20 protein-coding genes and 2 pseudogenes are annotated in these 25,181 nt (G+C 63.6%); 3 read left to right on the top strand and 19 right to left on the bottom strand.

Annotation, left to right across the window (positions count from 1 at the left end):
* Positions 1–36: 36 nt before the first annotated feature.
* From FBX99_RS04185 to FBX99_RS04230, 10 genes are all read right to left on the bottom strand, one after another.
* A complete protein-coding gene (locus FBX99_RS04185) occupies positions 37–975 on the bottom strand; it encodes a helix-turn-helix domain-containing protein (protein ID WP_144922551.1) in 939 nt (312 codons plus the stop codon).
* Positions 976–1,053: 78 nt separating this feature from the next.
* The gene (locus tag FBX99_RS04190; protein ID WP_144922554.1) at positions 1,054–1,833 is read right to left on the bottom strand and encodes a 2-keto-4-pentenoate hydratase; all 780 of its coding nucleotides are present in this window, start codon (positions 1,831–1,833) and stop codon (positions 1,054–1,056) included.
* On the bottom strand, positions 1,830–3,437 hold the full coding sequence (locus FBX99_RS04195; protein WP_144922557.1) for a bifunctional 3-(3-hydroxy-phenyl)propionate/3-hydroxycinnamic acid hydroxylase: 1,608 nt from the start codon (positions 3,435–3,437) through the stop codon (positions 1,830–1,832). Before FBX99_RS04195 ends, FBX99_RS04190 begins: the two co-directional genes overlap by 4 nt.
* Complete coding sequence (locus tag FBX99_RS04200) at positions 3,437–4,303, bottom strand: alpha/beta fold hydrolase (protein ID WP_144922560.1); 867 nt, start codon at positions 4,301–4,303, stop codon at positions 3,437–3,439. The genes FBX99_RS04195 and FBX99_RS04200 overlap by 1 nt, the downstream gene beginning before the upstream one ends.
* Positions 4,304–4,330: 27 nt before the next feature.
* Positions 4,331–4,933: an amino acid synthesis family protein gene (locus FBX99_RS04205; protein ID WP_047703028.1), complete on the bottom strand. Its 603-nt coding sequence runs from the start codon at positions 4,931–4,933 to the stop codon at positions 4,331–4,333.
* 14 nt (positions 4,934–4,947) lie between these two features.
* On the bottom strand, positions 4,948–5,397 hold the full coding sequence (locus tag FBX99_RS04210; protein ID WP_145130708.1) for a VOC family protein: 450 nt from the start codon (positions 5,395–5,397) through the stop codon (positions 4,948–4,950).
* An 11-nt stretch (positions 5,398–5,408) separates the two neighbouring features.
* Positions 5,409–6,446: a YCF48-related protein gene (locus tag FBX99_RS04215; protein ID WP_144922566.1), complete on the bottom strand. Its 1,038-nt coding sequence runs from the start codon at positions 6,444–6,446 to the stop codon at positions 5,409–5,411.
* A 12-nt stretch (positions 6,447–6,458) separates the two neighbouring features.
* Entirely contained in the window at positions 6,459–7,253 is a 795-nt protein-coding gene (locus FBX99_RS04220) for an SDR family NAD(P)-dependent oxidoreductase (RefSeq protein WP_144922569.1), read from the bottom strand.
* Between the two features lie 26 nt (positions 7,254–7,279).
* Complete coding sequence (locus FBX99_RS04225; protein ID WP_145130710.1) at positions 7,280–8,770, bottom strand: aldehyde dehydrogenase family protein; 1,491 nt, start codon at positions 8,768–8,770, stop codon at positions 7,280–7,282.
* Between the two features lie 10 nt (positions 8,771–8,780).
* Positions 8,781–10,322 (bottom strand): acetolactate synthase large subunit, encoded by a 1,542-nt coding sequence (locus tag FBX99_RS04230; RefSeq protein ID WP_144922575.1) that lies wholly within the window; start codon positions 10,320–10,322, stop codon positions 8,781–8,783.
* A gap of 273 nt (positions 10,323–10,595) precedes the next feature.
* Here FBX99_RS04230 and FBX99_RS04235 point away from each other — a divergent pair, with 273 nt between their 5' ends.
* Positions 10,596–11,354 carry an IclR family transcriptional regulator gene (locus tag FBX99_RS04235; RefSeq protein WP_144922578.1) on the top strand — a complete coding sequence of 253 codons (759 nt, stop codon included), beginning with the start codon at positions 10,596–10,598 and terminating at the stop codon, positions 11,352–11,354.
* 47 nt (positions 11,355–11,401) lie between these two features.
* Here the strand turns inward: FBX99_RS04235 and FBX99_RS04240 are convergent, their stop codons facing one another.
* From FBX99_RS04240 to FBX99_RS04255, 4 genes are all read right to left on the bottom strand, one after another.
* Positions 11,402–12,727, bottom strand: a complete 1,326-nt coding sequence (locus FBX99_RS04240) for a hypothetical protein (RefSeq protein WP_144922581.1) — start codon at positions 12,725–12,727, stop codon at positions 11,402–11,404.
* A gap of 86 nt (positions 12,728–12,813) precedes the next feature.
* Complete coding sequence (locus tag FBX99_RS04245) at positions 12,814–14,163, bottom strand: aminotransferase class III-fold pyridoxal phosphate-dependent enzyme (RefSeq protein WP_145130712.1); 1,350 nt, start codon at positions 14,161–14,163, stop codon at positions 12,814–12,816.
* Positions 14,164–14,174: 11 nt separating this feature from the next.
* Positions 14,175–15,596: an aldehyde dehydrogenase family protein gene (locus tag FBX99_RS04250; RefSeq protein ID WP_145130714.1), complete on the bottom strand. Its 1,422-nt coding sequence runs from the start codon at positions 15,594–15,596 to the stop codon at positions 14,175–14,177.
* 88 nt (positions 15,597–15,684) lie between these two features.
* The gene (locus FBX99_RS04255; RefSeq protein WP_144922590.1) at positions 15,685–17,133 is read right to left on the bottom strand and encodes an APC family permease; all 1,449 of its coding nucleotides are present in this window, start codon (positions 17,131–17,133) and stop codon (positions 15,685–15,687) included.
* Positions 17,134–17,492: 359 nt separating this feature from the next.
* Here FBX99_RS04255 and FBX99_RS29480 point away from each other — a divergent pair.
* Together FBX99_RS29480 and FBX99_RS29485 are read left to right on the top strand one after the other, a co-directional pair.
* A pseudogene (locus tag FBX99_RS29480) lies at positions 17,493–18,686 on the top strand (HAMP domain-containing protein); the annotation flags it as partial.
* A gap of 342 nt (positions 18,687–19,028) precedes the next feature.
* Positions 19,029–19,544, top strand: a pseudogene (locus FBX99_RS29485) (methyl-accepting chemotaxis protein); the annotation flags it as partial.
* A gap of 138 nt (positions 19,545–19,682) precedes the next feature.
* Here FBX99_RS29485 and FBX99_RS04265 read toward each other — a convergent pair.
* From FBX99_RS04265 to FBX99_RS04285, 5 genes are all read right to left on the bottom strand, one after another.
* Complete coding sequence (locus FBX99_RS04265) at positions 19,683–20,462, bottom strand: DeoR/GlpR family DNA-binding transcription regulator (protein ID WP_144922596.1); 780 nt, start codon at positions 20,460–20,462, stop codon at positions 19,683–19,685.
* 823 nt (positions 20,463–21,285) lie between these two features.
* The gene (locus FBX99_RS04270; protein ID WP_144930423.1) at positions 21,286–22,059 is read right to left on the bottom strand and encodes an enoyl-CoA hydratase; all 774 of its coding nucleotides are present in this window, start codon (positions 22,057–22,059) and stop codon (positions 21,286–21,288) included.
* 13 nt (positions 22,060–22,072) lie between these two features.
* Positions 22,073–23,200: an acyl-CoA dehydrogenase gene (locus FBX99_RS04275; RefSeq protein WP_145130717.1), complete on the bottom strand. Its 1,128-nt coding sequence runs from the start codon at positions 23,198–23,200 to the stop codon at positions 22,073–22,075.
* A 9-nt stretch (positions 23,201–23,209) separates the two neighbouring features.
* Positions 23,210–24,397, bottom strand: coding sequence for an acetyl-CoA C-acyltransferase (locus FBX99_RS04280; protein WP_145130719.1), 1,188 nt, complete (start codon positions 24,395–24,397; stop codon positions 23,210–23,212).
* A gap of 14 nt (positions 24,398–24,411) precedes the next feature.
* On the bottom strand, positions 24,412–25,173 hold the full coding sequence (locus FBX99_RS04285; RefSeq protein WP_145130721.1) for an SDR family NAD(P)-dependent oxidoreductase: 762 nt from the start codon (positions 25,171–25,173) through the stop codon (positions 24,412–24,414).
* Positions 25,174–25,181 lie beyond the last annotated feature (8 nt).

Genomic DNA, 25,181 nt, shown 5'->3' on the forward strand with positions numbered 1-25,181 from the left:
CCACAATGAACCGGGCAAGTCTTTAAGTGAACAGCACTATTTGGCCCTGGGGGTTTCCGAAGGGGATTCGCCGAACAGCTCCCGGTAGTGCGTGGCGAAGTGGCTCAGGTGGAAGAAGCCCATGGCCACGGCGATCTCGCCGACGTTCTGCGCGGTTGCCTGGGTCGTGATCAAGCGCCGCCGCACGGCATTGAGCCGCAGGTTGCGCAAGTACTCGACCGGACGCATCCCGGTCACGGCCTGGAAGCTGTTCTGCAGGGTCCTGCGACTGACCCGCAGTTGCTCGCAAAGATCGAGGATGCTCAGGGAAGTATCGCCGCTGTCCCCGGCCAGCTCCTGGCAACGCTTGACCAGATAGGCGCTGACGGCAAAGTTTCCGCGCCGCCCCCGGACTTCGTCCGAGGCATGACTGAACAGGTCGAGGAAGGCATTGAGCAGGACATCCTCGAGCATTTTTTCCGAGGCTGGAGTGATCGCGTCGGGCTGCTCCAGCAAACGACGAAACAGAGGATGGATCCTCTGCTGTACGCGCAACAGAACCGTCTCATCCACGCTGACCTGAGACACGCTTTTCAAGCGTTTGAGCTGATCGTCCGGCAGTTCATAGGCCGCCAGCTTGGCGAAACGCACCATGTCGACATTGATCGCGAAGAAACGCGTCCCTTCCGGAGCGTGCAGGACGAAATCCTCGCCATCGCGCAGCAGCACCACATTGTGGGCGTCGACCTGATGCCCCTGGACCACCGGCGCGTTGCCCAGGGACATGGCAATGCACAGACGTCCTTTTGGCGCGCAGCCGCGCTGCACCACACGTTTATCCAGCACTTCCTGGAAGATCTGGAAACGCTCGGCGCAAATGTGTTGCAGCTCGCTGGACAGGCATCCGCGACCGAGTTGGTCATAGACCTGCTGCCAGCCCAGGATCGAACCGGCGTGCTGTTGAGGATCATTGAAGGTACGGACTTCGGCGAGCATGATCAGTGTTCCTCGGTGGCCGGCGTTGTTCTACCGGCCGTTCATAAGGTGCTCGATCGTCCATGACAGCGACAGGCTCTAGGGGGCGCCGTTGCCGGCGCGGAAAACCAAAGCCAGTTCCGTGCCAAGCATATGCAAGCGGTACTCGGCGGGCTGGATGTCCATGGGCGGCAGCAACGCGCCCGACAGCACGACCTGCCCCGCTTCAAGGCGCTGCCCGTCCGCCAGCAATCGCCGGATCAGCCAGCAGAGATTGACCTGTGGCGTATCCTCCCGCGCTTGGGTGTCACCGTTACCGCAGGCCACCCCGTCTCGTTCCAGGCAATAGCTCACGGGGGGCATCCGCCCCGGCTCGAGCTCAGTGCGCGGGCCGACACAGTACAGCGCCGCCGCCGCGTTGTCGGCCAGGAACGCCCCGACGCCGAAACTCCAGCCCTGCCATCGACAATCGGCGATCTCGAACGCCGGGGCGACTGCAGAGACACAAGCCAGGATTGCCTCATCGCTGTGCTCGCCCGGCGCGAGGGTGCGCCCCAGAAAGCACGCCAGCTCAATTTCCAACTTGGGCTGGATCAGTCTCGCCAGGTCCACCGAACCGCCGGGCTCGACGACCATGGCGTCGGTCAACGCACCCAGCACCGGCTCCTGGATACCCATCCGCTTCTGCGCGGCGCTGCCGGCGAAGGCCACCTTCCATCCGCTCAGCTGCTCGCCTCGGGCCTGACGCTGGCGCAACGCTTCGCGCTGCAGGGCGTAGCCTGTCGGCAAGTCGAACGCCTGTGGGTCCAGCGGCGGCAGCGCCCGTGCTGTCAACGTTGCCTGCTGGAGCTGGCCCGGCAGTTCATCCCATGGCCTCATGAAAGTTGCTCCGCCAGTTTGCGCAGTACGCCTTCCAGTCGCTCCGGCGTGGTAATCGCGGCGACAAAGCGGTCCGGCCGCACCACCACAACACAATCGCGCACCTTGGTAAACCACTCTCCCAGGCGGTTATCGACGTCTTCCACGCAGATCGCCTGGCTCGCGGACAATGGCTGGTTACGCCCCTTGCCGCTGCGGGAACGATTGACCTGAATGAAGCGGGTGTTCCAGCGCGCCCAGTAGGCACGGGTCTCATCGCTGAGCGGCTCGTTCGGATTGACCCGATAGCCCAGCACGGCATAGGAGTGGCCCAGCACCTCGTCCAAGCGGCGACGCTGGCCTTGCTCATCTTCGACGGTCGGTTGGATGAACAACTGCCCTACGAGGTCATCCTCGTGCAGTTCCGCACGTTCGTGATGCACCAGCCCTTTGGTGATGGTCGCCTTGGGCTTGAACTTGAATTCCAGCAAGTGCGAGCGCAGGTTATCGACGCTGTTGACGGCCTGGAACAACCAGTCCCGTACACCCGCCATCAGCGGATTGGTCAGACCCAATACGGCGCCCATGTTGTCGGCCAGGGCGATGAGGTCGGTGGCATGCCCGCGTCGCTCCTGGTCGTAGCTGGCAAGTATCGAGGCCGAGGCACGTCCCTGGATGATGGCGGCGATTTTCCAGGCGATGTTCACCACGTCCCGCAGGCCTGAGTTGAGCCCCTGCCCGGCCCACGGTGGGGAAATGTGCGCCGCATCGCCCACCAGTGCCACACGCCCTTCGACAAACCGCGCCGCGACCCGGGAGTTATGGGTGTAGGCACGTATGCGGATGATCTCCAGGTCATCGGCGGCGTTGCCGATATGCCCACGGATCAAACCACGGATGGTCGCCTCCTCGCACATCGTGCTTTCATCTTCGCCCTCCAGCAGCATGAACTCCCAGCGGCGTTGCTGGTACGGCAAGTAAATGCAGACGAAGGGCCGTTGAGGATCGGCATGCAAGGCCGTATACGGGGCGTCCAGGGTGTCGTTGGCGGTATCGACCACCACCCATTTGCGCGGATGGGTCAGGCCCAGCAGTTCGATGCCGAGTTTCTTGCGCACGCTGGAACGGCCGCCATCGGCGCCGATCACGTATTGCGCGTGCAGCTGGTACAGCTCGCTCTGGGCGTCGCGCACTTGCAACGTCACCCCTTGAGCGTCCTGCTCCAGGTCGAGCATTTCATGCCCCTGGCGCAGCTCGACACCGGGGTGGCGGCCCAGATGCTCGCGCAGCGTTCCTTCCAGCAACTGCTGCATGAAGATGTTGCGCATTGGCCAGCCGTAGTGGGCGGTGCTCGGTTTGACTTCGGCAAAGCACACGCCCCGGGCGTTGTAGTAACGCAGGGGCACATTGCAGATCATGTCCCGGCTGGCCAGCTCGGCAATATCGATGCCTTGCAGCACACGCAACGCTTCATCATCCATGCCCACCGCACGGGGGTACGGCAAGATGCCGTCCGCCAGTTCGAGGACGACGCAATCGATACCGTACAGACCCATGTAATGCGCGGCGGTGATCCCGTTCGGGCCACCGCCCACGATGACCACCTGGGTTTTGTCCTGCTTCATCACGCTTCACCGCTTCGTTGTTGTGATTGTAGGTGTTGGCCGTGCAAGTAGTCCCTGACGACACGGTTGAAGGTTTTACCCTGGTCATCATGGACATAATGACTGGCGTCAGCGATCTCCGTGGTGTGCACCAGCGGATTGGCGGCCTTCATGGCCGTCAGGGTCGCCGCCGGCAGAAAGTCGGAACGCCCGCCCCGGATGAACAGCGTCGGACAATCCAGTGCGCGCACCGCCGGCCACAGGTCCGTCGGCGTGATACTCAGACGTGCCTGGGCAATGCCCTGCTGGTCGTGGCGCCACTCGATGCCTTCGAAGGTTTCCTTCATGGAATACGTCAACCTGGACGCCAGCGCCTCCTGGGACAACCCCGGACGCGCCCGCAGCCAGAATTGAGCGGCACTTTCCCAGTCGGGGAAACGCAGGGGCGTTTCACTCATTTCCCGGCGAATGCGCGCGGCACCGTCGCCGTTGATGGAGGAGCCGGGGCCGATGTCCTCGATCACCAGCGCTTGGAGCCGCCCGGGATTGAGCCGTGCATACTCCAGCGCATTGGTGCCACCGAGGGAATGCCCCACCAGGACGAACCGCTGCAAGCCCAGGTGCGCCACCAGGTCCTCCAGATCGCTGACATAGGCCTCGGTCCGGTAGGTGTCGGCAGGCGCCCACTCACTGTGCCCCCGGCCGCGCTGGTCCAAGGCGTAGCAACAATAGGGCTCGCCCAGGGCATCGGCCAGGGATTGCCAGGTCTGGGCATAGGATCGCAATCCATGGAGCAGCACCACCGCAATGCCTGACGGACTGCCCCAGGACAGATAGTGCAGGCGCATTCCCGTCCGATTGCTGAAGAAATGGCTGTTTGCGGACATTCGTTCGGTTCCCACGGTCAATGCCCCTTAATACAAGCCGTCGGTGCCCTTGACGTCCGCGGCTTGCAGGCCGCCCAGACGCGCATGCAAACGCCCACGGGTGGCGAAGGCCCAGATGATGACCAGTTCGTCAGCCGAAGGGCCGTCGCCAAACGAAAGCGAAATGCTGTCGTAGTGCGAACGCACGTACAGCGCATCCTTGTGGGCCAGCGGCACGTCGATGGTCACGCCAGGACCGCCACGCTTGCCGGTGGACGGCACCCACGACTTGCCGCCGCCCAAGGCGACACGAATCGGGTCCGCGGCCGGATTGGTCAGCAGCGCATTGCCATGCTCATACTCGCCCTGGCTACCAACCAGACACGCCTTGCCGTAGCTGACGATCTCGTGCTCGCCTGCCAGTGCCTGGATACGCCGGCCAAACTCCTGGCCCAGCAAGGGCGACGGTTCGATCAACTCGGCCAGGCTTTCGCTGTAGCGACCGGCATAGGGGTTGGCGATCACGGCGCCAATGGCATATTTGAACAAGGGTTCGCCATCGGCCAGCTGGCCGCTTTCGTTGGCCAGGGTTTCTTCGACGAAGCTGTACCATTTGCGGATGTGGTAAGTAGCAAAATTCGCGGTTTTCATGGCTCGGTGCTCTTTCAAAGTGGGTCGAGATCAAACTTGCGGCTGGGCGCGCCGGCGGCCCTGAAACGGGCCTTGCCGCGCGCGTCGTCATGTTCGGTTTCGAGGAAGAATTCCATGCGGTTGCCGTCGGGATCGTTGAAGTACACGCCATGGCCGATTTCGTGATCGGTGATTTTCACCACTTCGATCCCCTTGCCGAGCAACATGCCGTACAGCTGTCGCAGCGTGGTCATATCACCGGCGATCTCCAGCCCGTAGTGCTGCAATCCCAGCCCCCCCCGATGGGCGCCCGGCTCGGCCCGGAGCAACGCGATGTCGTGGTGCTTGGCACCAAACGCCATCATGATCCAGCTGTCCCCCCGGGCGCTTTCGTGCATGCCCAGGACATCGGCGTACCAGCGTGCCGACGTTTCCGGGTCGCGAACGAACAGCGACAGGTGGGTACGAACGACCTCGACTTTCATCGCGCGATACCTCAGTTCTTGATGATGGATTGGTGCCCGGACTTGATCTGCGCCACCGCCGGTGTCCAGAGCACATCGGCGATTTCACTGAACTCACGCCATTGCTTCTGCCAGCCGTCACCGCCGTTCTCGGAGATGAACAGGTGCCCGTACTTGGTGCCGGCGACGATCTGGCGCGGGTCGGCCGGGTTGCAGGCAATCGCCCAGACACACGAATTGGGCTGTTGCGGCAGGGGCAACACCTCCCAACTGACCGCCGCATCGCGGGAGACCAGCACCTTGCTGGTGGTGCCGGGCGTGCCGTCGGAAATGCTCAGGTAGAGCGTGTCCTCACTGCCCAGCGGTGCGTTCATGGCGCGCACGTAGTACAAGCCGAAGGTTTCGCGGGCGATGATGCCGGTCCAGGTCTGTCCTTCATCGAGGCTGCGGTAGACCGCGTTGACGCACACCACCACGATGACTTTCTGGCCGTGGTTGGGCAGCACCAGGATGTTGTGCACGTCCGAGTTGAAATCCCACAGCAGCCGGTCGTCGACGCGGGTCCAACTGTCGCCGCCATCGCGGCTATGGAACAGGCCGCCCTCTTCCAGGCCGAACCAGAGTTGGTTGCGATCCGTGGGGTCATAGGCGAAGGCCAGCAAGCGCGGCCGGCTGACCCCCTCGCAGAACTCCGGAATCTCCACCGGGGCACGGTCCCAGCTCTGGCCACCGTCAAGGGTGCGCCAGAGCACGGCGCGGGAAGGTGCGCCCGTACCGACGAAGATGCGCTGGGCGTCCGCCGGATCCACGGCAACCTTCCACACGGTCTGGCCGTTGAACGGCGAGTCCACCCGCTGCCAGTGACCGCCGGTGTCGTGGCTGACGCACAGGCCGACGTCGGTGCCGGCATAGATCACTTCGGGCGTACCGGGGTGCACGCTCAGCGATCGGGTGATTGCGTCGAACTCAAGGTCTTGCCCCAGGCCCAGACGATGCCAGGTGCGGCCATCGTCGGCACTGCGGATCACCGCCTGCCCGACGGTGGCGACCAAAAGGGTTCCATTACTCATTGCTGCTGCTCCTCAAATGAAGATGCCACGTGTCAGGCCGCCATCGATGCCGATGGACTCGCCCGTCACGGCGCCGGCCTTGGGCGATGCCAGGAAGCCGATCAGCCAGCCCATTTCGATGGGCGCCAGGGTGCGTCGGATCGGCGTCGCATCGATGTAGCCCTGCTCGACCTGCCCCGGCGTCTTGCCCTGCTTGACCCCTTCGCGCTCGTACAGCTCCTGGATGTGCGGGGTATCCACCACACCGGGGTGGATCAGGTTGACGGTGATGCCGGCAGGGCCGAGCTGGTCGGAGAGCGTCTTGGTCATGTGGGCGATGGCCAGGTTGCGCATCCCCGAGAGGACCTTGCTGCCGCGACCGGTCAGGCCGCCGATGTTGATGATGCGACCGAAGCCGCCCGCCTTCATGTGCGGGGTCACGGCCTTGGCACAACGGAAATAGCCAATGACCTTGGTGTTGAGGTCCGAGAGCAACTCGTCGTCGCCCGCGTGCTCGATGTCATTGCGCACCACGCCGGACGGCGCCGCGGCACCGTTGACCAGGATGTCGATACGGCCGAAGTGCTTGTGGGCGGCGTGCACCATGTCGGACACGGCCGACATCTGGTTGGTGTCACAGAACAGCGGCAGCACTTCGTTGCCGGTTTCTGCGGTGATTTCCTCGGCAGCTTGCTCCAGGTATTCCATGCGCCGCGCGCAGATCACCACCTTGCAACCTTCCTGGGACAGAAAGCGTGCGACTTCCTTGCCGATACCCATGCCACCGCCGGTGACGATGGCCACGCGGCCTTGTAATTCCAGATCCATAGCAGTTCCTCTTGTGATTGTTCGGCTCAGGCGAGATCGACGAAGACACTTTTGGTTTCGGTGTAGGCATCGATCACGTTCTTGCTCATTTCCCGTCCCCACCCGGACTGTTTGTAGCCACCGAATGGCGAGGCCGGGTCGACGACGTTCCAGCAGTTGATCCACACCGAACCGGCCTTCAGTTGCGCGGCCACGCGGTGGGCCGAGCGCAAGTCCCGGGTCCAGAGACCGGCCGCCAGGCCGTAGGGTGAGTCGTTGGCCCGCAGCAGCAGCTCATCGACCTCGGTCCAACTCATCACGGTCAGCACCGGGCCAAAGATTTCCTCACGGGCAACACAGGCACGCTCGGCGCGGTCAAGGAACACACTGGGTTGAATGAAGTGGCCGCGCTCCAGGTGGGACGGACGGTCGCCGCCGCAGATCAGCTCGGCGCCTTCTTCCTGGCCTCGCTGCAGATAGCCACGGACCGAGCCCAGTTGGCGGGCCGACACCAGCGGCCCCATGCTGCTGGCCGGATCCAGTCCGGGGCCCAGCACATGGGCGGCGGCGTGGCGCTGGAGTTCTTCCAGGACCTGATCGAGGACGCTGGCGTGCACATACAGGCGCGAGCCGGCGGTGCAGACCTGCCCCTGGTTGTAGAAAATCCCATCGGCGGCGCCCTTGGCGGCGCGCACGATATCGGCGTCCGGCAAGATGATGTTCGGCGACTTGCCCCCCAGTTCCAGGGAGACTTTCTTCATGTTGCCGGTGGCCGCTTGAGCGATCAGGCGGCCGACCTGGGTCGAACCGGTAAAGGCGATCTTGTCCACGTCCGGGTGCCCCGCCAGTGGCGCGCCGGTATGGGCGCCAAGCCCGGTGATCAGGTTGACCACCCCGGCCGGGAAGCCTGCGGCTTCGATCAACTGCACCAGGCGAATCGCAACCAGGGGCGTCTGTTCAGCCGGTTTCAGTACCGCGACGCAACCGGTCGCCAGCACCGGGCCAAGCTTCCACACGCACATGGTCAGCGGAAAATTCCACGGCACGATCAGCGCGCAGACGCCCACGGGTTCACGCACGGTGTAATTGAGCATCGGTGCGCCGCTGGCCGGCGACACCGGGTGCGTACTGCCCTCGATCTTGGTCGGCCAGCCGGCAAAGTAACGAATGATGTTGGCGGCGCTGGCCGCTTCACCGCGAGCATTGGCAATCGGCTTGCCGTTCTCCAGCGTGATCAACTGGGCCAATTCTTCGCGGTGCTGATCCAGCAGTTCCGCCAGGCGGAACAGCAACAGGCCGCGCTGGGCCGGCGAATGCTGCGCCCACGGCCCGGTGAAGGCTGCGCGGGCCGCCGCGACGGCCGCGTCGACATCCCGCTCGCCCCCTTCCGCGACTTCAGCCACGCGGCTTTCGCTGGCCGGGTTTTCCACGGCAAACCGACCGCCGCTGGCGGCGTCCTGCCAAGTGCCGCCAATGAACAGGCGACCGGGTTGCGACAGGAACTTCTCGACGGCAGGCAACAATTGGATCTGGCTCATATCCCCTCCTTCACAGCGCCATTTCAATCAGGCAAGGGCCGCCATCGGCGGCAGCGTTGGCCAAGGCGCGTTGCAATTCGGCATTGGTGTGCACCGTGCTCGCCGCCAGGCCGTAGCCCTTGGCCAGGGCCTTCCAATCGATACGCGGACGGTCGAGCACGGTCAGGCTCAGCGCTTCGGGGCCAAGGTCGGTCATGCCGAACCGGCGCAATTCGTTCTGCAGGATCGCGTAGCGATGGTTGGCCGCGATCAGGATCACCACCGGCAGCTGTTCCCGGGCGATGCTCCACAGGGTCTGGATGGTGTACTGGGCACTGCCGTCCGATTGCAGGCAGAACACTCGGTTGCCCCGCTCGGCCAGCGCCGCACCGAACCCCACCGGAATGCCCTGGCCGATGGCGCCTCCGGTATTGGTCAACACCCGATGCCGCGCGGCACGGGCCGACGCGGTGAAGAACGGGTAGCCGCAGGTGCCCCCCTCCACCGAGACAATGCTGTCGTCCGGCAGCGAAGCGGCCAACACCTGGCCAATCGACTGCGGGGTCAACTCGGCGGTGGCCGGCGGCAACTCGACACCCATCGGCGTCGGCACGAAAGCCGGTGCTTCCAGTGCGTCGGCCAGCGCGGTGAGTGCACCGGCCACGTCATCCCCGACGTCAGCCAGGTAAAGCAGGCGATCACGTTCTGCCAGGCGAGATGGAATGCCTTCGTAGCCGAAGTAGCTGATCGGCTCTGGAATGCCGGCACACACCACCGCGTCGTATTGGTCCAGGACGCCAATGGCCACTTCGGGGAAATAAGGCAAGCGGTCCAGGTCCGGCAGGCCACCGCCGCGATAGCTCAAGCGCGGGAAGGTTTCGGCGAACAGATGCACGCCAGGCAGTTGCGCCAGGCGTCCCGCGGCTTCAAGACCGGCAACCGACAGACCCTGGTCGCCGACGATGAACACCAAGCGTTGGCCATTGCGCAGTGCCTGGGCGACGGCTTCGATCCGATCGCCGGCAAACCGCCGAACCGGCGCGTGCAAAGTCTTGAAGGTGGTTTCCCGGGCCACTTCGTTGGCTTGCAGGTCCATCGGCAGGATCAGGCTGGCGATCTGGCCCTTGGCTTGCCAGGCGGACCGCACGGCCTCCTGGAGATCCTCGCCGATGCCCGACGCCGTGCGCGATGTACGTACCCAGCCGGAGACGCTCCCGGCCAGTGCCTGGATATCGCTGGCCAGCGGCGGATCGTAGTTGACGTGCCAGGAGGCGTGATCACCGATGACGTTGACGATCGGCGTGTTGGCACGACGGGCGTTGTGCAGGTTGGCAATGCCGTTGGCAAAGCCGGGCCCCAGGTGCGTCAGGGTCATCGCTGGCTTGCCGGCAATCCGGCCGTACCCGTCCGCGGCGCCGGTGCACACACCTTCGAACAAGGACAGCACCGGCTTGAGGGCCGGCGCGCTGGCCATGGCGGCCACCAGGGGGATTTCGGTCGTTCCGGGGTTGGCGAAGCAGTACTCGATACCGCTCGCCACCGCCGCCTTCACTATCAATTGCGCGCCATTCATTTCGAGCCCTCTTGTTCGAGCGTTTGCAATAGCTGAGATTTATCACACACAAAAACCAACATAACAAGCATTTTATTTTCGCTAAGCTCATATTTTGAGATTTATGTTAATTTATAAGCTACAAGAACTGACAGATATGCTTGCATTTCTCAAGCCCTGGAGTAACGTGGCAGCGCATCCGTCAGCCGGTGAGCAGGCTTTCCATCCCCGGCGCGTCTACCTATAGTGCTCACCGAACGGCCAGCCACGCGCCCTTCCCCCCTTAGGAGCCAAATGAGCAGTCTGAGTAAAATGTTGAGTGTCCTGGACCTGTTCGGCCCGCAACGGTTGAAGATCGACCCCGACACCATCGCCGAACACATGGGCCTCTCGCGGGCGACCGTGTACCGCTACGTCAAGGACCTGTGCGACGCCGGTCTGCTGAGCCGGGTGGATGCCGGCAGCTACGGTCTGGGGCCGCGGATCATCGAGCTGGACTGGATGATGCGCCAGTACGACCCGATCCTCGTGGCCGGTCGCGAGCTGATGCACGAGCTGTCGGAAGAAACCGGCCTGGCGGTGTTCGCCAGCGTTTTCTACGACGGACACATCATCAACACCTACATCGCCGAGCCCACCGACACTTACCAATTTGCATTCGGCCGTGGGCAACCGCTGCCGTTTTTCCGCGGTGCGCAGTCCAAGGTCCTGATCGCCTTCCAGAAGAGCCGGCGCCTGCAACGTCTGTACGACGAGCACATGGCCAACGACCCGGACAATCCCTACGACTGGGCAAGCTTTTCCAAGGCGGCGAAAAAGATCCGCAAGGACGGTTACTGCCTGACCCACGACGAACTCAACCAGGGACTGACCGGTATCGCGGCGCCGATCTTCAATCCCGGGATCGACGAGGTGGTGGGCAGCCTTTCCGCGGTCGGCAGCACCCAGAGCTTCAAGCTGCTGCGCCAGGAAACGGTGGTTGAAATGGTGATGGAGACCACCCGGCGCATTGCCGAAAAAATGCAGGAACCACCCACGCCCCTTCAGCACTAGACCGCAACGCTGCGGCGCACTCAACGGCCGCAGCCGATGTCTCCGTCTCAGAACGGAACGGCCACGCTCACCTGGCTGTACACATTGGTGCCGTTGCCGGTGGCTTGATTGCCGCCGGTGGTCGAGTCCCGATCCGGCTTGTAGAGCCCTACGAGCGGGGTGATGATCAGATGCGGGTTGACGGCCCACTCGGCATAGAAGTCCAGCTCCCGGGCATCAAGGTTCAACGCATTGCTTTTGCGTACCGTGTTGAAATCGAAGAACAACGCGCCGAGGGTCAGGTTTTCCAATGGCGTGGCCTTCAGACCGACGTGATGGATGGCCGTATTGCTGTTGAATGGCCCGGCGTAGTTGCCGGCCACCTCACCCTGGAACCAGGTCCCGTAACCGGTGCTCTGGCCAGTGAACAGCGAGTCCCATTTCTGCGAGTAGCGCGAGTAGCGGTACGTCAGTTTCGGTGCCCAGGCCACATCGGCAAAGGTGTATCCGGCCTCGGCGTACCAGGCTTTCTCGGGACCGGCGTCCTTGTCTTGCCAGGCGTATTCAAATGCCAGGCTGGCATTCTCGATCCCAGCATCGCCCTCGCCACGAATGCTGTAGACGTTCATGCCTCTGCGTTGCTTCTGGAAATCACTGGCCCAGCGGTCACTTACATCGATGCCATGCACCCAGGTCAGCCCCAGGGTTCCGGCCTTGGCGGTGTAGTCCAGAGTAGCGGCGGCCAGTTCGGTTTCGGCCTGGGCGCGGTTGTCGGATTTGAGCCACGCCATGCTGCCATGCACACCGTCCTGCCCACCCAGGCGCACCACGGCGGTTTGGTCGAATGCGTGTCGCGCCGCCAGGTAATAGGCGCCACCGCGGTTCAAGCGGCCATCGGCGGGGCCCTTGCCCAGGTTCGGTCCGTCGTCATTGATCAGGAAGCCCCTGCCCAGCTTGACCACCTGGCGTCCGCCGGAGATGTCGACGCCGTCCTGGCCCAACAGCGGGAACAGATCGGCGGAACGCCAGCCCAGGTAAGCGTCTTCGATTTTCGTGGTCCGCTCGGTTCCCAGGCTGTTCCCCGCCGCATCACCGTCGCCCCAGGTCGCGGAGCTGACCAGGCTGAATGCGCCGTAGGCGGTGCCACGGCCGGCCAGGGCCTGGTCGCCACTCACGCCATACTTGATGAAACCTTCCCGCCAGGTCGACCCGCCCGACGTGCCGTCGTAGTCCTTGCGGCTGTTGAAATGGCCGAACACCGCCAGCACGTCGGCGTTGAGGTGGCTGTCTTCGTCGGCGTACAACTCATAGGCCTGGGCCGGGCCCATGGCGCAGAACGCCAACGTGCAGGCGAGGCCGCTGCTGAAAAACTCGATACGCGATGGATACCGCATGGCTGAAGCTCCTTGTGGCGCGCCTTTCAAAGGCTGTCTTGGTTATTGGTGAAGCCGGCGCAGCTGGCTGCGCCGGTTTTGCAGGGTCAGCGGCAGGTGGCCAGAGCGTTATCGAGGGCCTGGACGATCAGGCCGGCCTCCTCGGAGGTGAGGGTCAGCGGCGGCGACAGAACGATCTTGTTGCCGATCGGGCGTACCAGCACGCCGCCACGGCGCGCTTCATCGGCAATCCGCGTGGCGAGGCCGGTCGCCGGATCGAGGGGCTGGCGGGTGGCCTTGTCCGTCACCAGATCCAGGGCGATCATCAGGCCCTTGCCACGCACCTCGCCGACCACCGCGTAGCGTTCGGCCAGCGGCTGTAAGTGCTCCAGCAACTGGGCACCGATTTTCCCGGCATTGCCCGGCAGATCCTCGGCCTCGACAATGTCCAGCACCGCCAGGGCCGCGGCACAGGCGGTGGGATGCCCGCTGTAGGTGTAGCCGTGCATGATCACACTGCTGAACCCCGGGCCGTTCTCGATGGCATCGGCGATGCGCTGGTTGAACACCGTGGCGCCCATCGGGATGTAACCGGCGGTGATGCCCTTGGCCAGACACAGGACGTCTGGGGCGACACCCCAGCCACGACTGCCGAGCATGCAGCCCGTGCGGCCGAACCCCGTCACCACTTCGTCGGCGATCAACAGGATGCCGTGGCGATCGCAGACCTCGCGCAATCTTTTCCAGTAGTTCGCCGGCGGCACGATGACACCGCCCGCCCCCTGCACCGGTTCAGCGATCAGCGCCGCGATGGTTTGCGCCCCCAACAATGCGATCTGGTCCTCCAACTGACGGATGCAGTGGACGGTCAGTTCTTCCGGATCGCGGCAATCCCAAGGGTTGCGATACAGCCACGGCGTGTCGAGCAAATGGCAGCCCGCGAGCAATTGCCCGTGGTTGTAGTGATAGACACCGTTACCGCCCACCGAGGTGCCGCCCATGTGCACGCCGTGGTAGCCGTTGCGCAATGACAGGAAGCGGGTGCGCCCAGGCTCGCCGCTGGCGATCCAGTACTGGCGGGCCATTTTCAATGCGGTCTCCACCGCATCCGAACCACCGGCGCTGAACAGCACCCGGGCCATGTTCTCCTGGGCAAACATCGAGATCAGCCGCTCAGCCAGGTCGAACACCCGTGGATGGGCGATGCCATCGAAGGTCTGGTAGTACGCCAGTTCGTCCAGTTGCGCAGCAATGGCTGCTTTCACCGAGGCCCGATTGTGGCCCACGTTGACATTCCACAAACCGCCGACGCCATCGAGCATGCGCTGGCCGTCGATATCGGTGATGTAATTGCCGTCACCCTTGGCGATGATCAGGGTTTTCGAGCGCTGGGCCGGTGCCGCGGAGCTCATCGGGTGCCAGAATTTCTTCTGCGCTGCCTTGTATTTCTCGTACATGATTCAAGTCCTCACTCAGTTTCACGGGTGCGTACAAACAGCAGTTGCTGGCCGGTGAACTCCAGCAACCCTTCAAGGCCGAACTCGACGCCGAACCCGGACATCTTGCTGCCGCCAAAAGGCGTATTCGGCTGGATCTGCGCGTGGCAGTTGACCCAGGCCACGCCGCTTTCCAGGCGACTGGCCAAGGCCTGTGCCTGGGCGAGATCACTGCCCCACACCGAGCCCCCCAGGCCCATGTCGCTGGCATTGGCGCGGCGCAGCACGTCCTCGACGTCCTGATAGGCAATCAGCGGCAGCACCGGACCGAACTGTTCTTCGTCGACCAGGCGGTGCCCGTCCGTGACATCGGCCACCAGGGTCGGCGGATAGAAAAACCCCGGCCGGTCCAGCCGAGCGCCGCCGCACAACACCCGGCCGCCATGGGCACGGGCGTCGGCCACCAGCACCTCGACCAGTTCCAGTTGTTCGAGGTTCTGCACCGGCCCGAAGGTGACGCCGGGTTCCAGGCCATCACCCACCACCTGACGCACAGCGATCCGCACCAGCGCGTCGGCAAAGGCCTCGTACTGGGATTCGTGTATGTACAGGCGCTTTAGAGCGGCACAGGTCTGCCCCATGTTCAGGAAGGCCGCCTGGAAAATGTCTTCGGCCACGGCTTCCACCGGGGTGCCGGGCAACACGATGGCGGCGTCATTGCCCCCCAGCTCCAGCGTCAGGCGCTTGAGGTTGCTCGCGGCGCCGCGCATAACGCTCTGGCCAGTGGCGGTCGAGCCGGTGAAGACGATCTTGTGGATGCCGGCATGGGAGGTGATCGTGCTGCCGAAACCCTGCTCTCCGGTCACGACGTTGATCACACCCTTGGGCACATGGCGGGCGATGATGTGCACCAGGCTCAGAGTGCTCAACGGCGTGAGGCTGGACGGTTTGCTGATCACGCAATTGCCGGCCCGCAGCGCCGGCATGATGTGCCAGATGGCGATCATGAACGGCCAGTTCCAAGGCGTTATCGACGCCACCACCCCCAACGGCTTGCGGTGCAGCTCGATACGCTGGGTCGGGCTTTCTTCCACCCGTTCCACCGGGATCTGCTGTTCGGCGGCGTACCGCGTCCAGGCCACCGCCCCCATGACTTCGAAAAGCGCCAGAGCCAGCGGCTTGCCCTGCTCCTGGACAATCAATCGGGCCAGCGCCTCGGCTTGCGCTTCGATGTCCGCAGCGATGCCCAGCAAGCGCTCCCGCCGATCTTCGTGGGTGCTGTGGCGCCACTCGCTGAAAGCCGCCTGTGCTGCGTCGACCGCCAGGTCCAACTGGGCCAGGGAGCCGGCGGGGCAGCGGGCGAAGGCGCGGCCGGTGGCCGGGTTGATGACATCGAAGCCACCCTGTTCACCGCTGACCGCAACCCCGTTGATGAGCATTTGATAATCGTGCATCAGTACCTCTCTTTCGCGCGCGGACGGGCCGGCCCGGACCACGCGGACCGGTATTTTTCGTGAGAATTTGAACAGTGCCGCGTGAGGCCTAGAGCTTGTGGCTGCCCAGCGCCATGAACCGTTCGGGGGAAACCCTGCGCAGCCGGGCCGCCAGGCATACACCGACGATCAGCGCGACGGGGATGATGGCGCAGAGGGTGTAGGACAGCAGCGTGCTGGCCCCGGTGAGCACATCGAAATGAATCACCGCGAGTGCCAGGACCACCAGCAACGCCAGGCAGGAAAACACCGGTAGGATCCGCCCGCGCCAGACGCCGAGCTTCAGTTCCGGGTGGCGCCGGAAGTAGACCACCACCGCCGCCGAGGTCAGCGCCATCAGCAGAATCACGCACAGGGTCGCCAGGTTGGAGAACCAGGCGAACAGCTGCAGGATCGGGTCGGCATCCAGCGCGGCGAAGATCAGCACCACCACGGCGGCAATCAGGCTTTGCAGCGCCGAGCCCATGTGCGGGCTCTGGTGGACGCGGTGGGTCGTGCCCAATTGGCGATGCAGCAGGCCGTCACGGCCGATAGCGTAAAAATAGCGGGCTGCGGCGTTGTGGAACGCCAGCAGCCCGGCGTAAATGCTGACCATGAACAGGATGCGGATGACCTGGGTCAGGTGCGGACCGACAAAGTGATCGGACAGGCCATAGATGAACGTGGTCGGGTCCTGTAATGCCTGCAACGTCGGCACGATCTTGTCCGCCCCCACGCCCACCACCATGGCCCACACCGACAAGGCATAGAACCCGCCGATCAACAGTACCGAGCTGTAGGTGGCGATGGGAATGGTGCGGTGCGGATCGCGGGCTTCTTCGCCGTAGATGGTGGTGGCTTCGAAGCCGATAAAGGCGGCGAAACAGAACAACAGACCGATGGACGGCGTACCGCTGAACACATGGCTGCGGTCGAACGAATCGAGATGGATGCCGCTGTCACCGCCGGTCTTGAGAATGGCGAAATCCAGGATCAGGATGGCCAGGTATTCGGCGATGACCACCACCGAGAGCACCCGCGCAGAAAGGTCAATCTTGCGATAGCCGAGAATCGCCACGCTCGCCATGGCCAGCAGCGAATAGCACCACCAGGGCAAGTCGAGGTTGAAGACACTGGCCATCGTGCCGCTGACGACCCCGCCGAACATCCCGTACAGGCCGACCTGAAGGATGTTATAGGCGAACATTGCCAACACCCCCGCCGCGCCGCCGGCCAGGCCGCCCAGGCCACGGGAAGTAAAGGCGTAGAAGCCGCCCGCGTTGGTCATGTGCCGGGACATGGCGGTGTATCCCGCCGAGAACGCCAGCAACACCAGCAGGGCCAGGATCAACAAGGCCGGCGTACCGGCACCGTTACCCAGCATGATGCCGATGGGGAAGCCTCCGGCGATGACACTCAGTGGGCTCGCCGCCGATACCACAAAGAAAATGATGAAGCCGACGCCCAGGGCGCCTCGCTTCAACTCCGTGGAGCTGCTGATCGGAAAAGATACGCTCATTTTTTTAACCTTATTGTATGAGGCCGCTGTTGCAGATCGGGCACGCCAGACTCACCGCTGCGCACAGGCTTGTTGTGTGTTGCCGGATCGATGCTATGCCCTCGCCAAAACCGTTCGCTATCCCAAATCGGCAGCATCGGGAGCTGCGCCCCAAAGTGGAGCGGCCGCGATGTCCGATGCTCGGCAGTAGCTGCCGATTCGGGCTAACGGCGCCGACATCGCGTCCGGCAAGATGACCTCGCCCGCCCTTGAACCAGGTCCGGGTACCCCACAATAACAATCAGGCGGGACGCGCCCTTCCAACGCCAACCCAGGCCTTGGCTGCGTGCGATCTGAAGCCTCCAGCAGGAAGTCCCGGCATGTTCTTCGCGCGTCTCAGTATTCAGTGGCGGATCACGCTCTTGAGTGGGCTGTCCCTCCTGGCCGTCGTCGGCGCATTGACCGGCGCTTCCCTTTACCAGAATCAGCAAAGTGCCCAATTGTTGAAGCACCAGAGCAGTCTGTTGCTGGGCCAGTCAGCCCTGGAACGCCTGGAGGCCCAGGCCCTCGCCCACGGCCAGCGGGTTGAGCGTTTCTTCAACGAAACAGCGTTGTACGGGGAAGGATTCAGCCAAGAGGTTCTTCAGTTGCGTACCCAGGCCCTGGACGGACGATTGACCGCCACACAACTGCGCCAGGCGTTGATCGGCGCCACCCGCCAGGCCCTGCTCAAGCGGGAAAAGATCCTCGGGCTGTACGTCGTGTTGTTGCCTGGCGCGCTGGCCGGGGACGATGCCGGTTTCTCCGGCCAGCGAGACCTGGCCGGGAACGAAAAAGGTCGCTTTGCCTTGTATTGGTCGCAAAGCCAGCCGGGACAACTGGTCCAGGAAGTGCTCAGCGAAGCCCAGATCGTGGCCAACAATGCCCCGCCGGGCAGCGAGCCGGGGAACGCCTGGTACTTCTGCCCACAGACCGAGCGGCGCACCTGCGTGACGGAACCCTACGAGGTCGAAGTCGAGGGCCGGAAAACCCTCATGAGCAGTATCTCGGTGCCGCTGATGGACAAGGGACAAGCCATCGGCGTCGTGGGCATGGACATCAGCCTCGACACCCTGCAGAAACTCGCCGCCACCTTGGCCGATGACTTGTATCCAGGCCATAGCGAGATCAGCATCCTGTCCCCATCGGGCCAACTAGCCGGCCACAGCGGCAGCGTGTCGGACACCTCCGTCGACGTGCGCCAGAGCGTGCAGACCGTCGCGAACGGCGCCCCCTGGCAGTTGCAGATACGCGTTCCCGAGGCGCTGGTGCAGGCGCCGGCGTTGCAGATGCAGGCGCAGTTGGATGAAAGGCAACAATACGCCAACTGGGTCAATCTCGGCTTGGGCCTGCTGGCCGGCGGCCTGGGCTTGTCACTCATCTGGCTGACCGCCTACGGCGTGACCCGGCCGCTGCTGAGCGTCGCCGAGATGCTCAACGCCATTGTCGAAGGCGATGGCGACCTCACCCGGCGCCTGCCCGACGACCGCAGCGACGAGCTGGGCCAGCTGGCCAATGGGTTCAACCGCTTCCTGGCCAAACTGCAACCTATCATTCGCGATATCCAGCAGGCATCCCAGGACACCCGTAACACCGCCGATACCTCCTCCCAGGTGGCCCAGGAAGTGAGCACGGGCATGTCCAGGCAATACCGGGATGTCGAACTGGCTGCTACCGCCCTGCATGAGATGAGCGCCAGCGCCCAGGAAGTCGCCCGGCATTCCCATCAGGCGGCGGATGCGGCCACTCGCGCCGAAAGTGCCAGCCGCTCCGGACGCGCCCTGTTCGCCACCGCGGTCAGCAGTATCGGAACCCTTGATCAAAGCCTCGAAACCACCCTCGGCCAAGTGCAGACCCTGGCCGACAACAGCCAGCAGATCACCCAGGTGCTGGACGTGATCTGCGCCATCGCCCAGCAAACCAACCTGCTGGCCCTCAACGCTGCGATTGAAGCGGCCAGGGCCGGCGAACAGGGGCGCGGCTTCGCGGTGGTGGCAGACGAAGTCCGACACCTGGCCAGCAACACCCAGAATTCGGTGGAACACATCCGCAGGGTAATCGAGGCGCTGCAACAGCTAAGTCAACAGGTCGTGCACAACACCCAACTCAGCCGTGAGCTGGCCAGGGGTAGCGTGGCTCAAGTGGAACAGACCCATGTCGCGTTACAGCACATCAGCGACGCCGTGGAAGTGATCGAGCAAATGAACCTGCAAATCGCTAGCGCGGCCCTGGAACAAAGCTCAGTGGTCGAAGACATCAGCCATCGCGTCAGCGACATCCGCACGATCAGCGAAACGTTGACCAGCCGGATGCAGGACGCTTCGCAAGCCAGCCTTCAGCTCTATGAAATGGCGAACCATCAGCAGCAACGGGTGGGGCACTTCCGCACCTGAGCCATCATCACTAGAGCCTAAATAGCTGCCCCATGGCCTTGCCCAACAGGGCCACCGCCTCATCGGTCTCGCCATCGGGCGAACGCATGAACACCACCTCATACTCCGGGATGACCGGCAAGCCCGGCAGCGAGCGACTTAACGAGACGCCGTCACGACATTGGAAATCCGGCTGAAGAACGGCTCCAGGCGCTCGCGCGGCGCATCGTGCTCAACCACCAGGGCAGAAACTTCAGCACATGCGGCCACCTGATAGTGCGCAACGCTGGAGAGTTTTTCGTTGGTCACCGCCACGACCACCTGGCCACTCGCCGCGACAACCGCGCGCTTGAACTCGGCGTCGTCCAGGCCGAAGGCGGTAATGCCGTTGTCCGGGTCGATGGCGCAGGCGCCGAGAAAGCACAGGTCGAAACTGAACTGCCGGAGCTGCTGTGCCGCGGCCAGCCCGATTGCGCCGCCTGCAACAGGGTTCAAGCGCCCGCCCAGCACGATGACCTCGGCGCGAGGCAACTTCATCAGTTGCACCGCAATCAGCGGCGAGTTGGTCGTGACGGTGAATTGGAGCTGGGGGTCAATGGCGCAGGCAATGGCCAGGTTGGTGGATCCGGCATCGATAAAGATGTGCTGCCCGCTGCTTAGCAACGCGGCGGCGGTCTGGCCGAGGTTGGTCTTGCGCCCGGCATCCTGCCTGACGCGAACGTCTATCGGTCGCTCAGCCGCGGGCAGGAGGATGGCGCCACCGTAGACGCGTTTGCATAGCCCGGCCGCCGCCAACGCACCCAGGTCGCGTCGGATCGAGTGCTCGGAGACATTCAGTTCACTGGCCAGATCGGCCGCAATCACACGGCCATATCGAGCAAGGCGTTCGCTGATCAACTGCTGGCGTTCGCCGGGAAATACATCGTTAGGTGAGTTCATAGGTTCATAACCTGCATAAACGAGCACCAATGCTCATAATCGAGCAAGCATGCCGCGTATGCTTCGGGTCGTCAAACCGCCGATTCGAATTGCTGTGTGTCTTCGCAAAATAATCGAAACGAGCGACTGCGCCAGGGGTCTAGACCATTAAGCCCATTCGATGAGAGCTCTACCATGTTGAAATTTCTTGGCAGTACCGTTGGCATTATTTTCCTGATCGGCCTGATCGTGGTCATCGCGTTACTCAAGTTCATCTTCTGAGTGAAACAGGCTGTTCAAGGCAAGATGCCTGCAAGCCGATAGGCCGCCATCGCGAGCAGGCTCGCTCCCACAGGGGGCTGTGGCGTATGCAAAGGCTGCGTGCACCGCAAATCCAGTGTGGGAGCGGGCTTGCTCGCGAAAGCGGTGCGTCTGCCATAGGGATGTTGAATTGTGCCGACGTCTTCGCGAGCAAGCCCGCTCCCACTGGGGTCTGTGGCGTATGCAAAGGCTGCGTGCGCCGAAGATCCAGTGTGGGAGCGAGCCTGCTCGCGAAAGCGGTGTGTCTGCCATAGGGATGTTGACTGTGCCGACGTCTTCGCGAGCAAGCCCGCTCCCACTGGGGTCTGTGGCGTATGCAAAGGCTGCGTGCGCCGAAGATCCAGTGTGGGAGCGGGCTTGCTCGCGAAAGCGGTGTGTCTGCCATAGGGATGTTGACTGTGCCGACGTCTTCGCGAGCAAGCCCGCTCTCCCACAGGGGGCTGTGGCGTATGCAAAGGCTGCGTGCACCGAAGATCCAGTGTGGGAGCGAGCCTGCTCGCGATGGCGTCCGCCAGGGCGCCGCTTACTTGTCCTGGAACTCCGGCGTCCGCTTGGCCACGAAGGCCGCCATGCCTTCCTTCTGATCCTGGGTCGCGAATGCTGCGTGGAACACGCGGCGCTCGAAACGCACGCCTTCGGACAGGCTCACTTCAAACGCACGGTTGACGCTTTCCTTGACCATCATGCTGATCGGCACCGACTTGGACGCGATCAGTGCAGCGGTTTTCAGGGCGTCTTCCAGCAACTCGTCGGCCGGTACGATCCGCGCCACGATGCCGCAACGCTCCGCCTCCACCGCGTCGATAAAACGCCCGGTCAGGCACATTTCCATGGCCTTGGCCTTGCCCACCGCACGGGTCAGGCGCTGGGTGCCGCCCATGCCCGGCAGGACGCCGAGGTTGACTTCCGGCTGGCCGAACCTGGCGCTGTCGCCGGCCAGGATGAAGTCGCACATCAAAGCCAGTTCACAGCCGCCACCCAGAGCGAAGCCGTTCACCGCCGCGATGATCGGCTTGCGGCGGTTGGCCACGCGGTCGCTGTCGCTGAACAGGTCGTCGAGGTAGATCTGCGGATAGGTCAGCTCGGCCATTTCCTTGATGTCGGCCCCGGCGGCGAAGGCTTTCTTCGAGCCGGTCAGCACGATGCAGCCGATCTTCGGGTCCGCCTCAAGGCTGTCCAGCGCGTGATTCAACTCGCTGACGATCTGCGCGTTCAAGGCGTTCAGCGCCTGGGGACGGTTGAGGGTGATCAGGCCGACGCGGTCCTTGATTTCCAACAAAATCGTTTCGTAACTCATGCAGGACTCCTGTTCAAAGATTGCGCGAAATGACCATGCGCTGAATGTCGCTGGTGCCTTCGTAGATCTGGCAGACCCGCACGTCGCGGTAGATGCGTTCCAGCGGGAAGTCGTTGAGATAACCGTATCCGCCCAGGGTTTGCAACGCCATGGAGCAGACTTTTTCGGCCATTTCCGAGGCGAACAGCTTGGCCATGGAAGCCTCTACCAAAGCAGGCTGACCGTTATCCCGCAGCGCGGCAGCGTAATGCACCATCTGCCGCGCCACGGCGATCTGGGTCGCCATGTCTGCCAGGCGGAACGCCACGGCTTGGTGCTCGATAATCGGTTTGCCGAAGCTCTGGCGCTCGCGGGCATAGTCCCGGGCCGCCTCGAATGCCGCGCGCGCCATGCCCACCGATTGCGCCGCGATGCCGACCCGCCCGCCTTCCAGGTTCGCCAGAGCGATCCTGTAGCCTTCACCCTCCTCCCCCAGCCGATTGGCAACCGGCACCTTCACATCTTCGAACAGGATCTGGCAGGTATCGGAAGCATGCTGGCCGAGTTTGTCCTCGACCCGCGCCACGCTGTAGCCCGGTGAGTCGGTGGGCACGATGAACGCGCTGATACCCCGCTTGCCCGCACTCGGATCGGTCACCGCGAACACGATCACCACCCCGGCGTTCTGCCCGGAGGTGATGAACTGCTTGCTACCGTTGAGCACGTAATGATCGCCGTCCAGTCGCGCCCGGGTCTTGAGGCTGCTGGCGTCCGAGCCGGCCTGAGGCTCGGTGAGGGCAAAGGCGCCGAGCATCGCGCCGCTGGCCAAGGGCGTGAGGAACCGGGCCTTCTGCTCATCGCTGCCGAACTTAAGGATCGGCACGCAACCCACCGAATTGTGCACGCTCATGATGGTCGAGCACGCCCCGTCGCCGGCGGCGATTTCCTCCAGGGCCATGGCGTAGGTCAGGTAGCCGGTATCGCAACCGCCCCATTGCTCCGGCACGAGCATGCCGAAGAAACCCAGCTCGGCCATTTCGCCGATGGCTTCCCTGGGAAAGCGGTGCTCGCGGTCCCACTCGGCGGCGAACGGTTTCAGGCGTTCCTGGGCGAACTGCCGGGCCACGTCGCTGATTTGGGTCTGTTCTTCAGTCGGGAGCATGGTGATTCCTTAGTACAGACATTCGACGGCCATGGCCGTGGCTTCGCCGCCGCCGATGCAAATCGCTGCGACGCCGCGCTTGAGGCCTTTCTGGCGCAGGGCTGAGAGCAGCGTCACCAGGATCCGCGCCCCGGACGCACCAATCGGGTGGCCCAACGCACAGGCGCCGCCGTGGATGTTGACCTTGTCGTGGGGGATTTCCAGTTTACCCATCGTCACCAGGCCCACTACGGCGAAGGCTTCGTTGACCTCGAACAAATCGACCTCAGCCAGCGACCAGCCGGTCTTTTGCATGAGTTTTTTCACGGCGCCGACCGGCGCGGTGGGAAACAGGCTCGGCGTGTCGGCAAACGCCGCGTGACCGTGGATCACCGCCAGGGGTTTCAAACCCCGCTCGACGGCCTGGCTCTGGCGCATCAGCACCAGCGCAGCGGCGCCATCGGAAATCGAACTGGAGTTGGCCGCCGTGACCGTGCCGCCCTCCCGGAACGCCGGTTTGAGGGAGGCGATCTTGTCGATGCGCGCCTTGGGCGGCTGTTCGTCATAGCGCACGGTCACTTGTTCCTTGCCCACCATGACCTGCAGCGGCACGATCTCGGCGTCGAAACTGCCGTCCTTGATCGCCTGCTGGGCGCGGGTGGTGGAAGCAATGGCGAAGGCATCCTGGGCTTCGCGGCTGAAGCCGTTGGCCTCGGCGCAGTCCTCGGCGAAAGTGCCCATCAGGCGGCCCTTGTCGTAGGCGTCCTCCAGACCGTCGAGGAACATATGGTCAAGTACCTTGCCATGGCCCATGCGCAAGCCACTGCGGGCACGATCGAGCAGGTACGGCGCGTTGGACATGCTTTCCATGCCACCCGCTACCACCACCTCGGCGCTGCCAGCGACGAGCATGTCATGGGCGAGGATCGCCGCTTCCATGCCCGAGCCGCACATCTTATTCAGGGTGGTGCAACGGGTCGACTTATCCAGCCCGGCGCCCAGTGCAGCCTGACGTGCCGGGGCCTGGCCCTGCCCGGCCGCGAGCACGCAACCGAACAATACCTCTTCAACTGAATCAGCGCCGATGCCCGCACGCTCTACCGCTGCCTTGATGGCGGCGGCGCCCAGTTGCGGGGCGGTAAGGCTCTTGAGTTCGCCCTGGAAACCACCCATGGGGGTACGAACAGCACTGACGATGACAATCGGATCGTGGGACATGGATAAGTCCTCCTTCATTTGGCGGCCATGCGCAAGGCACCGTCGAGACGGATCACCTCGCCGTTGAGCATGCTGTTTTCAATGATATGCCGGACCAGCGCCGCGTACTCATCGGGTTTGCCCAGCCGCGGCGGGAATGGCACACCAGCGGCCAGGGATTCGCGTACTTCAGGCGTCATGCCGGCCATCATCGGGGTTTCGAAAATGCCGGGGGCAATGGTCATCACCCGGATGCCATAGCGGGCCAGTTCCCGGGCGGCCGGCAGGGTCAGGCTAGCGATGGCCCCCTTGGAAGCAGAATAGGCTGCCTGGCCGATCTGGCCATCGAACGCCGCCACCGATGCGGTGTTGATGATCACCCCGCGCTCACCGTCGGCGTTGGCCTCGGTTTCGGCAATGGCCGCGGCGGCCAGACGCAGCAGATTGAAGCTGCCGATCAGGTTGACGTTGATCACCTGGCTGAAGCTGGCCAGTGCATGGGGGCCGTTCTTGCCGAGGATCTTCTCGCCACGCACGATCCCTGCGCAGTTCACCAGGCCATTCAGGCCGCCGAATGCCTCGACGGTGGCCTTGACCGCCGCTTCGGCCGCCGCCTCGTTGCTGATGTCCGCCACCACGCTCCGGCAGCCGAGCTTCTGCGCCTGGGCGGCCACGGCTTCAGCATTGAGGTCCACCAGCATCACCTGGGCGCCGGCCTTGACCAACAGCTCGCCGGTGGCCGCACCGAGGCCGGACGCGCCGCCGCTGACGAGGAATATTTTGTTGTCGATCTGCATCATGGTTT

The sequence above is a fragment of the Pseudomonas sp. SJZ074 genome (assembly GCF_007828215.1).
In the GTDB taxonomy this organism is placed as follows: Bacteria; Pseudomonadota; Gammaproteobacteria; order Pseudomonadales; family Pseudomonadaceae; genus Aquipseudomonas.

Bases quoted from the DNA above. Each gene is read 5' to 3' on its own strand.
- FBX99_RS04250 (WP_145130714.1), bottom strand. From the start codon at position 15,596: ATGCACGATTATCAAATGCTCATCAACGGGGTTGCGGTCAGCGGTGAA.
- FBX99_RS04280 (WP_145130719.1), bottom strand. From the start codon at position 24,397: ATGTCCCACGATCCGATTGTCATCGTCAGTGCTGTTCGTACCCCCATG.
- FBX99_RS04200 (WP_144922560.1), bottom strand. From the start codon at position 4,303: ATGTCCGCAAACAGCCATTTCTTCAGCAATCGGACGGGAATGCGCCTG.
- FBX99_RS04230 (WP_144922575.1), bottom strand. From the start codon at position 10,322: ATGAATGGCGCGCAATTGATAGTGAAGGCGGCGGTGGCGAGCGGTATC.
- FBX99_RS04195 (WP_144922557.1), bottom strand. From the start codon at position 3,437: ATGAAGCAGGACAAAACCCAGGTGGTCATCGTGGGCGGTGGCCCGAAC.
- FBX99_RS04255 (WP_144922590.1), bottom strand. From the start codon at position 17,133: ATGAGCGTATCTTTTCCGATCAGCAGCTCCACGGAGTTGAAGCGAGGC.
- FBX99_RS04235 (WP_144922578.1), top strand. From the start codon at position 10,596: ATGAGCAGTCTGAGTAAAATGTTGAGTGTCCTGGACCTGTTCGGCCCG.
- FBX99_RS04185 (WP_144922551.1), bottom strand. From the start codon at position 975: ATGCTCGCCGAAGTCCGTACCTTCAATGATCCTCAACAGCACGCCGGT.
- FBX99_RS04190 (WP_144922554.1), bottom strand. From the start codon at position 1,833: ATGAGGCCATGGGATGAACTGCCGGGCCAGCTCCAGCAGGCAACGTTG.
- FBX99_RS04210 (WP_145130708.1), bottom strand. From the start codon at position 5,397: ATGAAAGTCGAGGTCGTTCGTACCCACCTGTCGCTGTTCGTTCGCGAC.
- FBX99_RS04270 (WP_144930423.1), bottom strand. From the start codon at position 22,059: ATGAGTTACGAAACGATTTTGTTGGAAATCAAGGACCGCGTCGGCCTG.
- FBX99_RS04265 (WP_144922596.1), bottom strand. From the start codon at position 20,462: ATGAACTCACCTAACGATGTATTTCCCGGCGAACGCCAGCAGTTGATC.
- FBX99_RS04275 (WP_145130717.1), bottom strand. From the start codon at position 23,200: ATGCTCCCGACTGAAGAACAGACCCAAATCAGCGACGTGGCCCGGCAG.
- FBX99_RS04215 (WP_144922566.1), bottom strand. From the start codon at position 6,446: ATGAGTAATGGAACCCTTTTGGTCGCCACCGTCGGGCAGGCGGTGATC.
- FBX99_RS04225 (WP_145130710.1), bottom strand. From the start codon at position 8,770: ATGAGCCAGATCCAATTGTTGCCTGCCGTCGAGAAGTTCCTGTCGCAA.
- FBX99_RS04245 (WP_145130712.1), bottom strand. From the start codon at position 14,163: ATGTACGAGAAATACAAGGCAGCGCAGAAGAAATTCTGGCACCCGATG.
- FBX99_RS04205 (WP_047703028.1), bottom strand. From the start codon at position 4,933: ATGAAAACCGCGAATTTTGCTACTTACCACATCCGCAAATGGTACAGC.
- FBX99_RS04220 (WP_144922569.1), bottom strand. From the start codon at position 7,253: ATGGATCTGGAATTACAAGGCCGCGTGGCCATCGTCACCGGCGGTGGC.
- FBX99_RS04240 (WP_144922581.1), bottom strand. From the start codon at position 12,727: ATGCGGTATCCATCGCGTATCGAGTTTTTCAGCAGCGGCCTCGCCTGC.
- FBX99_RS04285 (WP_145130721.1), bottom strand. From the start codon at position 25,173: ATGCAGATCGACAACAAAATATTCCTCGTCAGCGGCGGCGCGTCCGGC.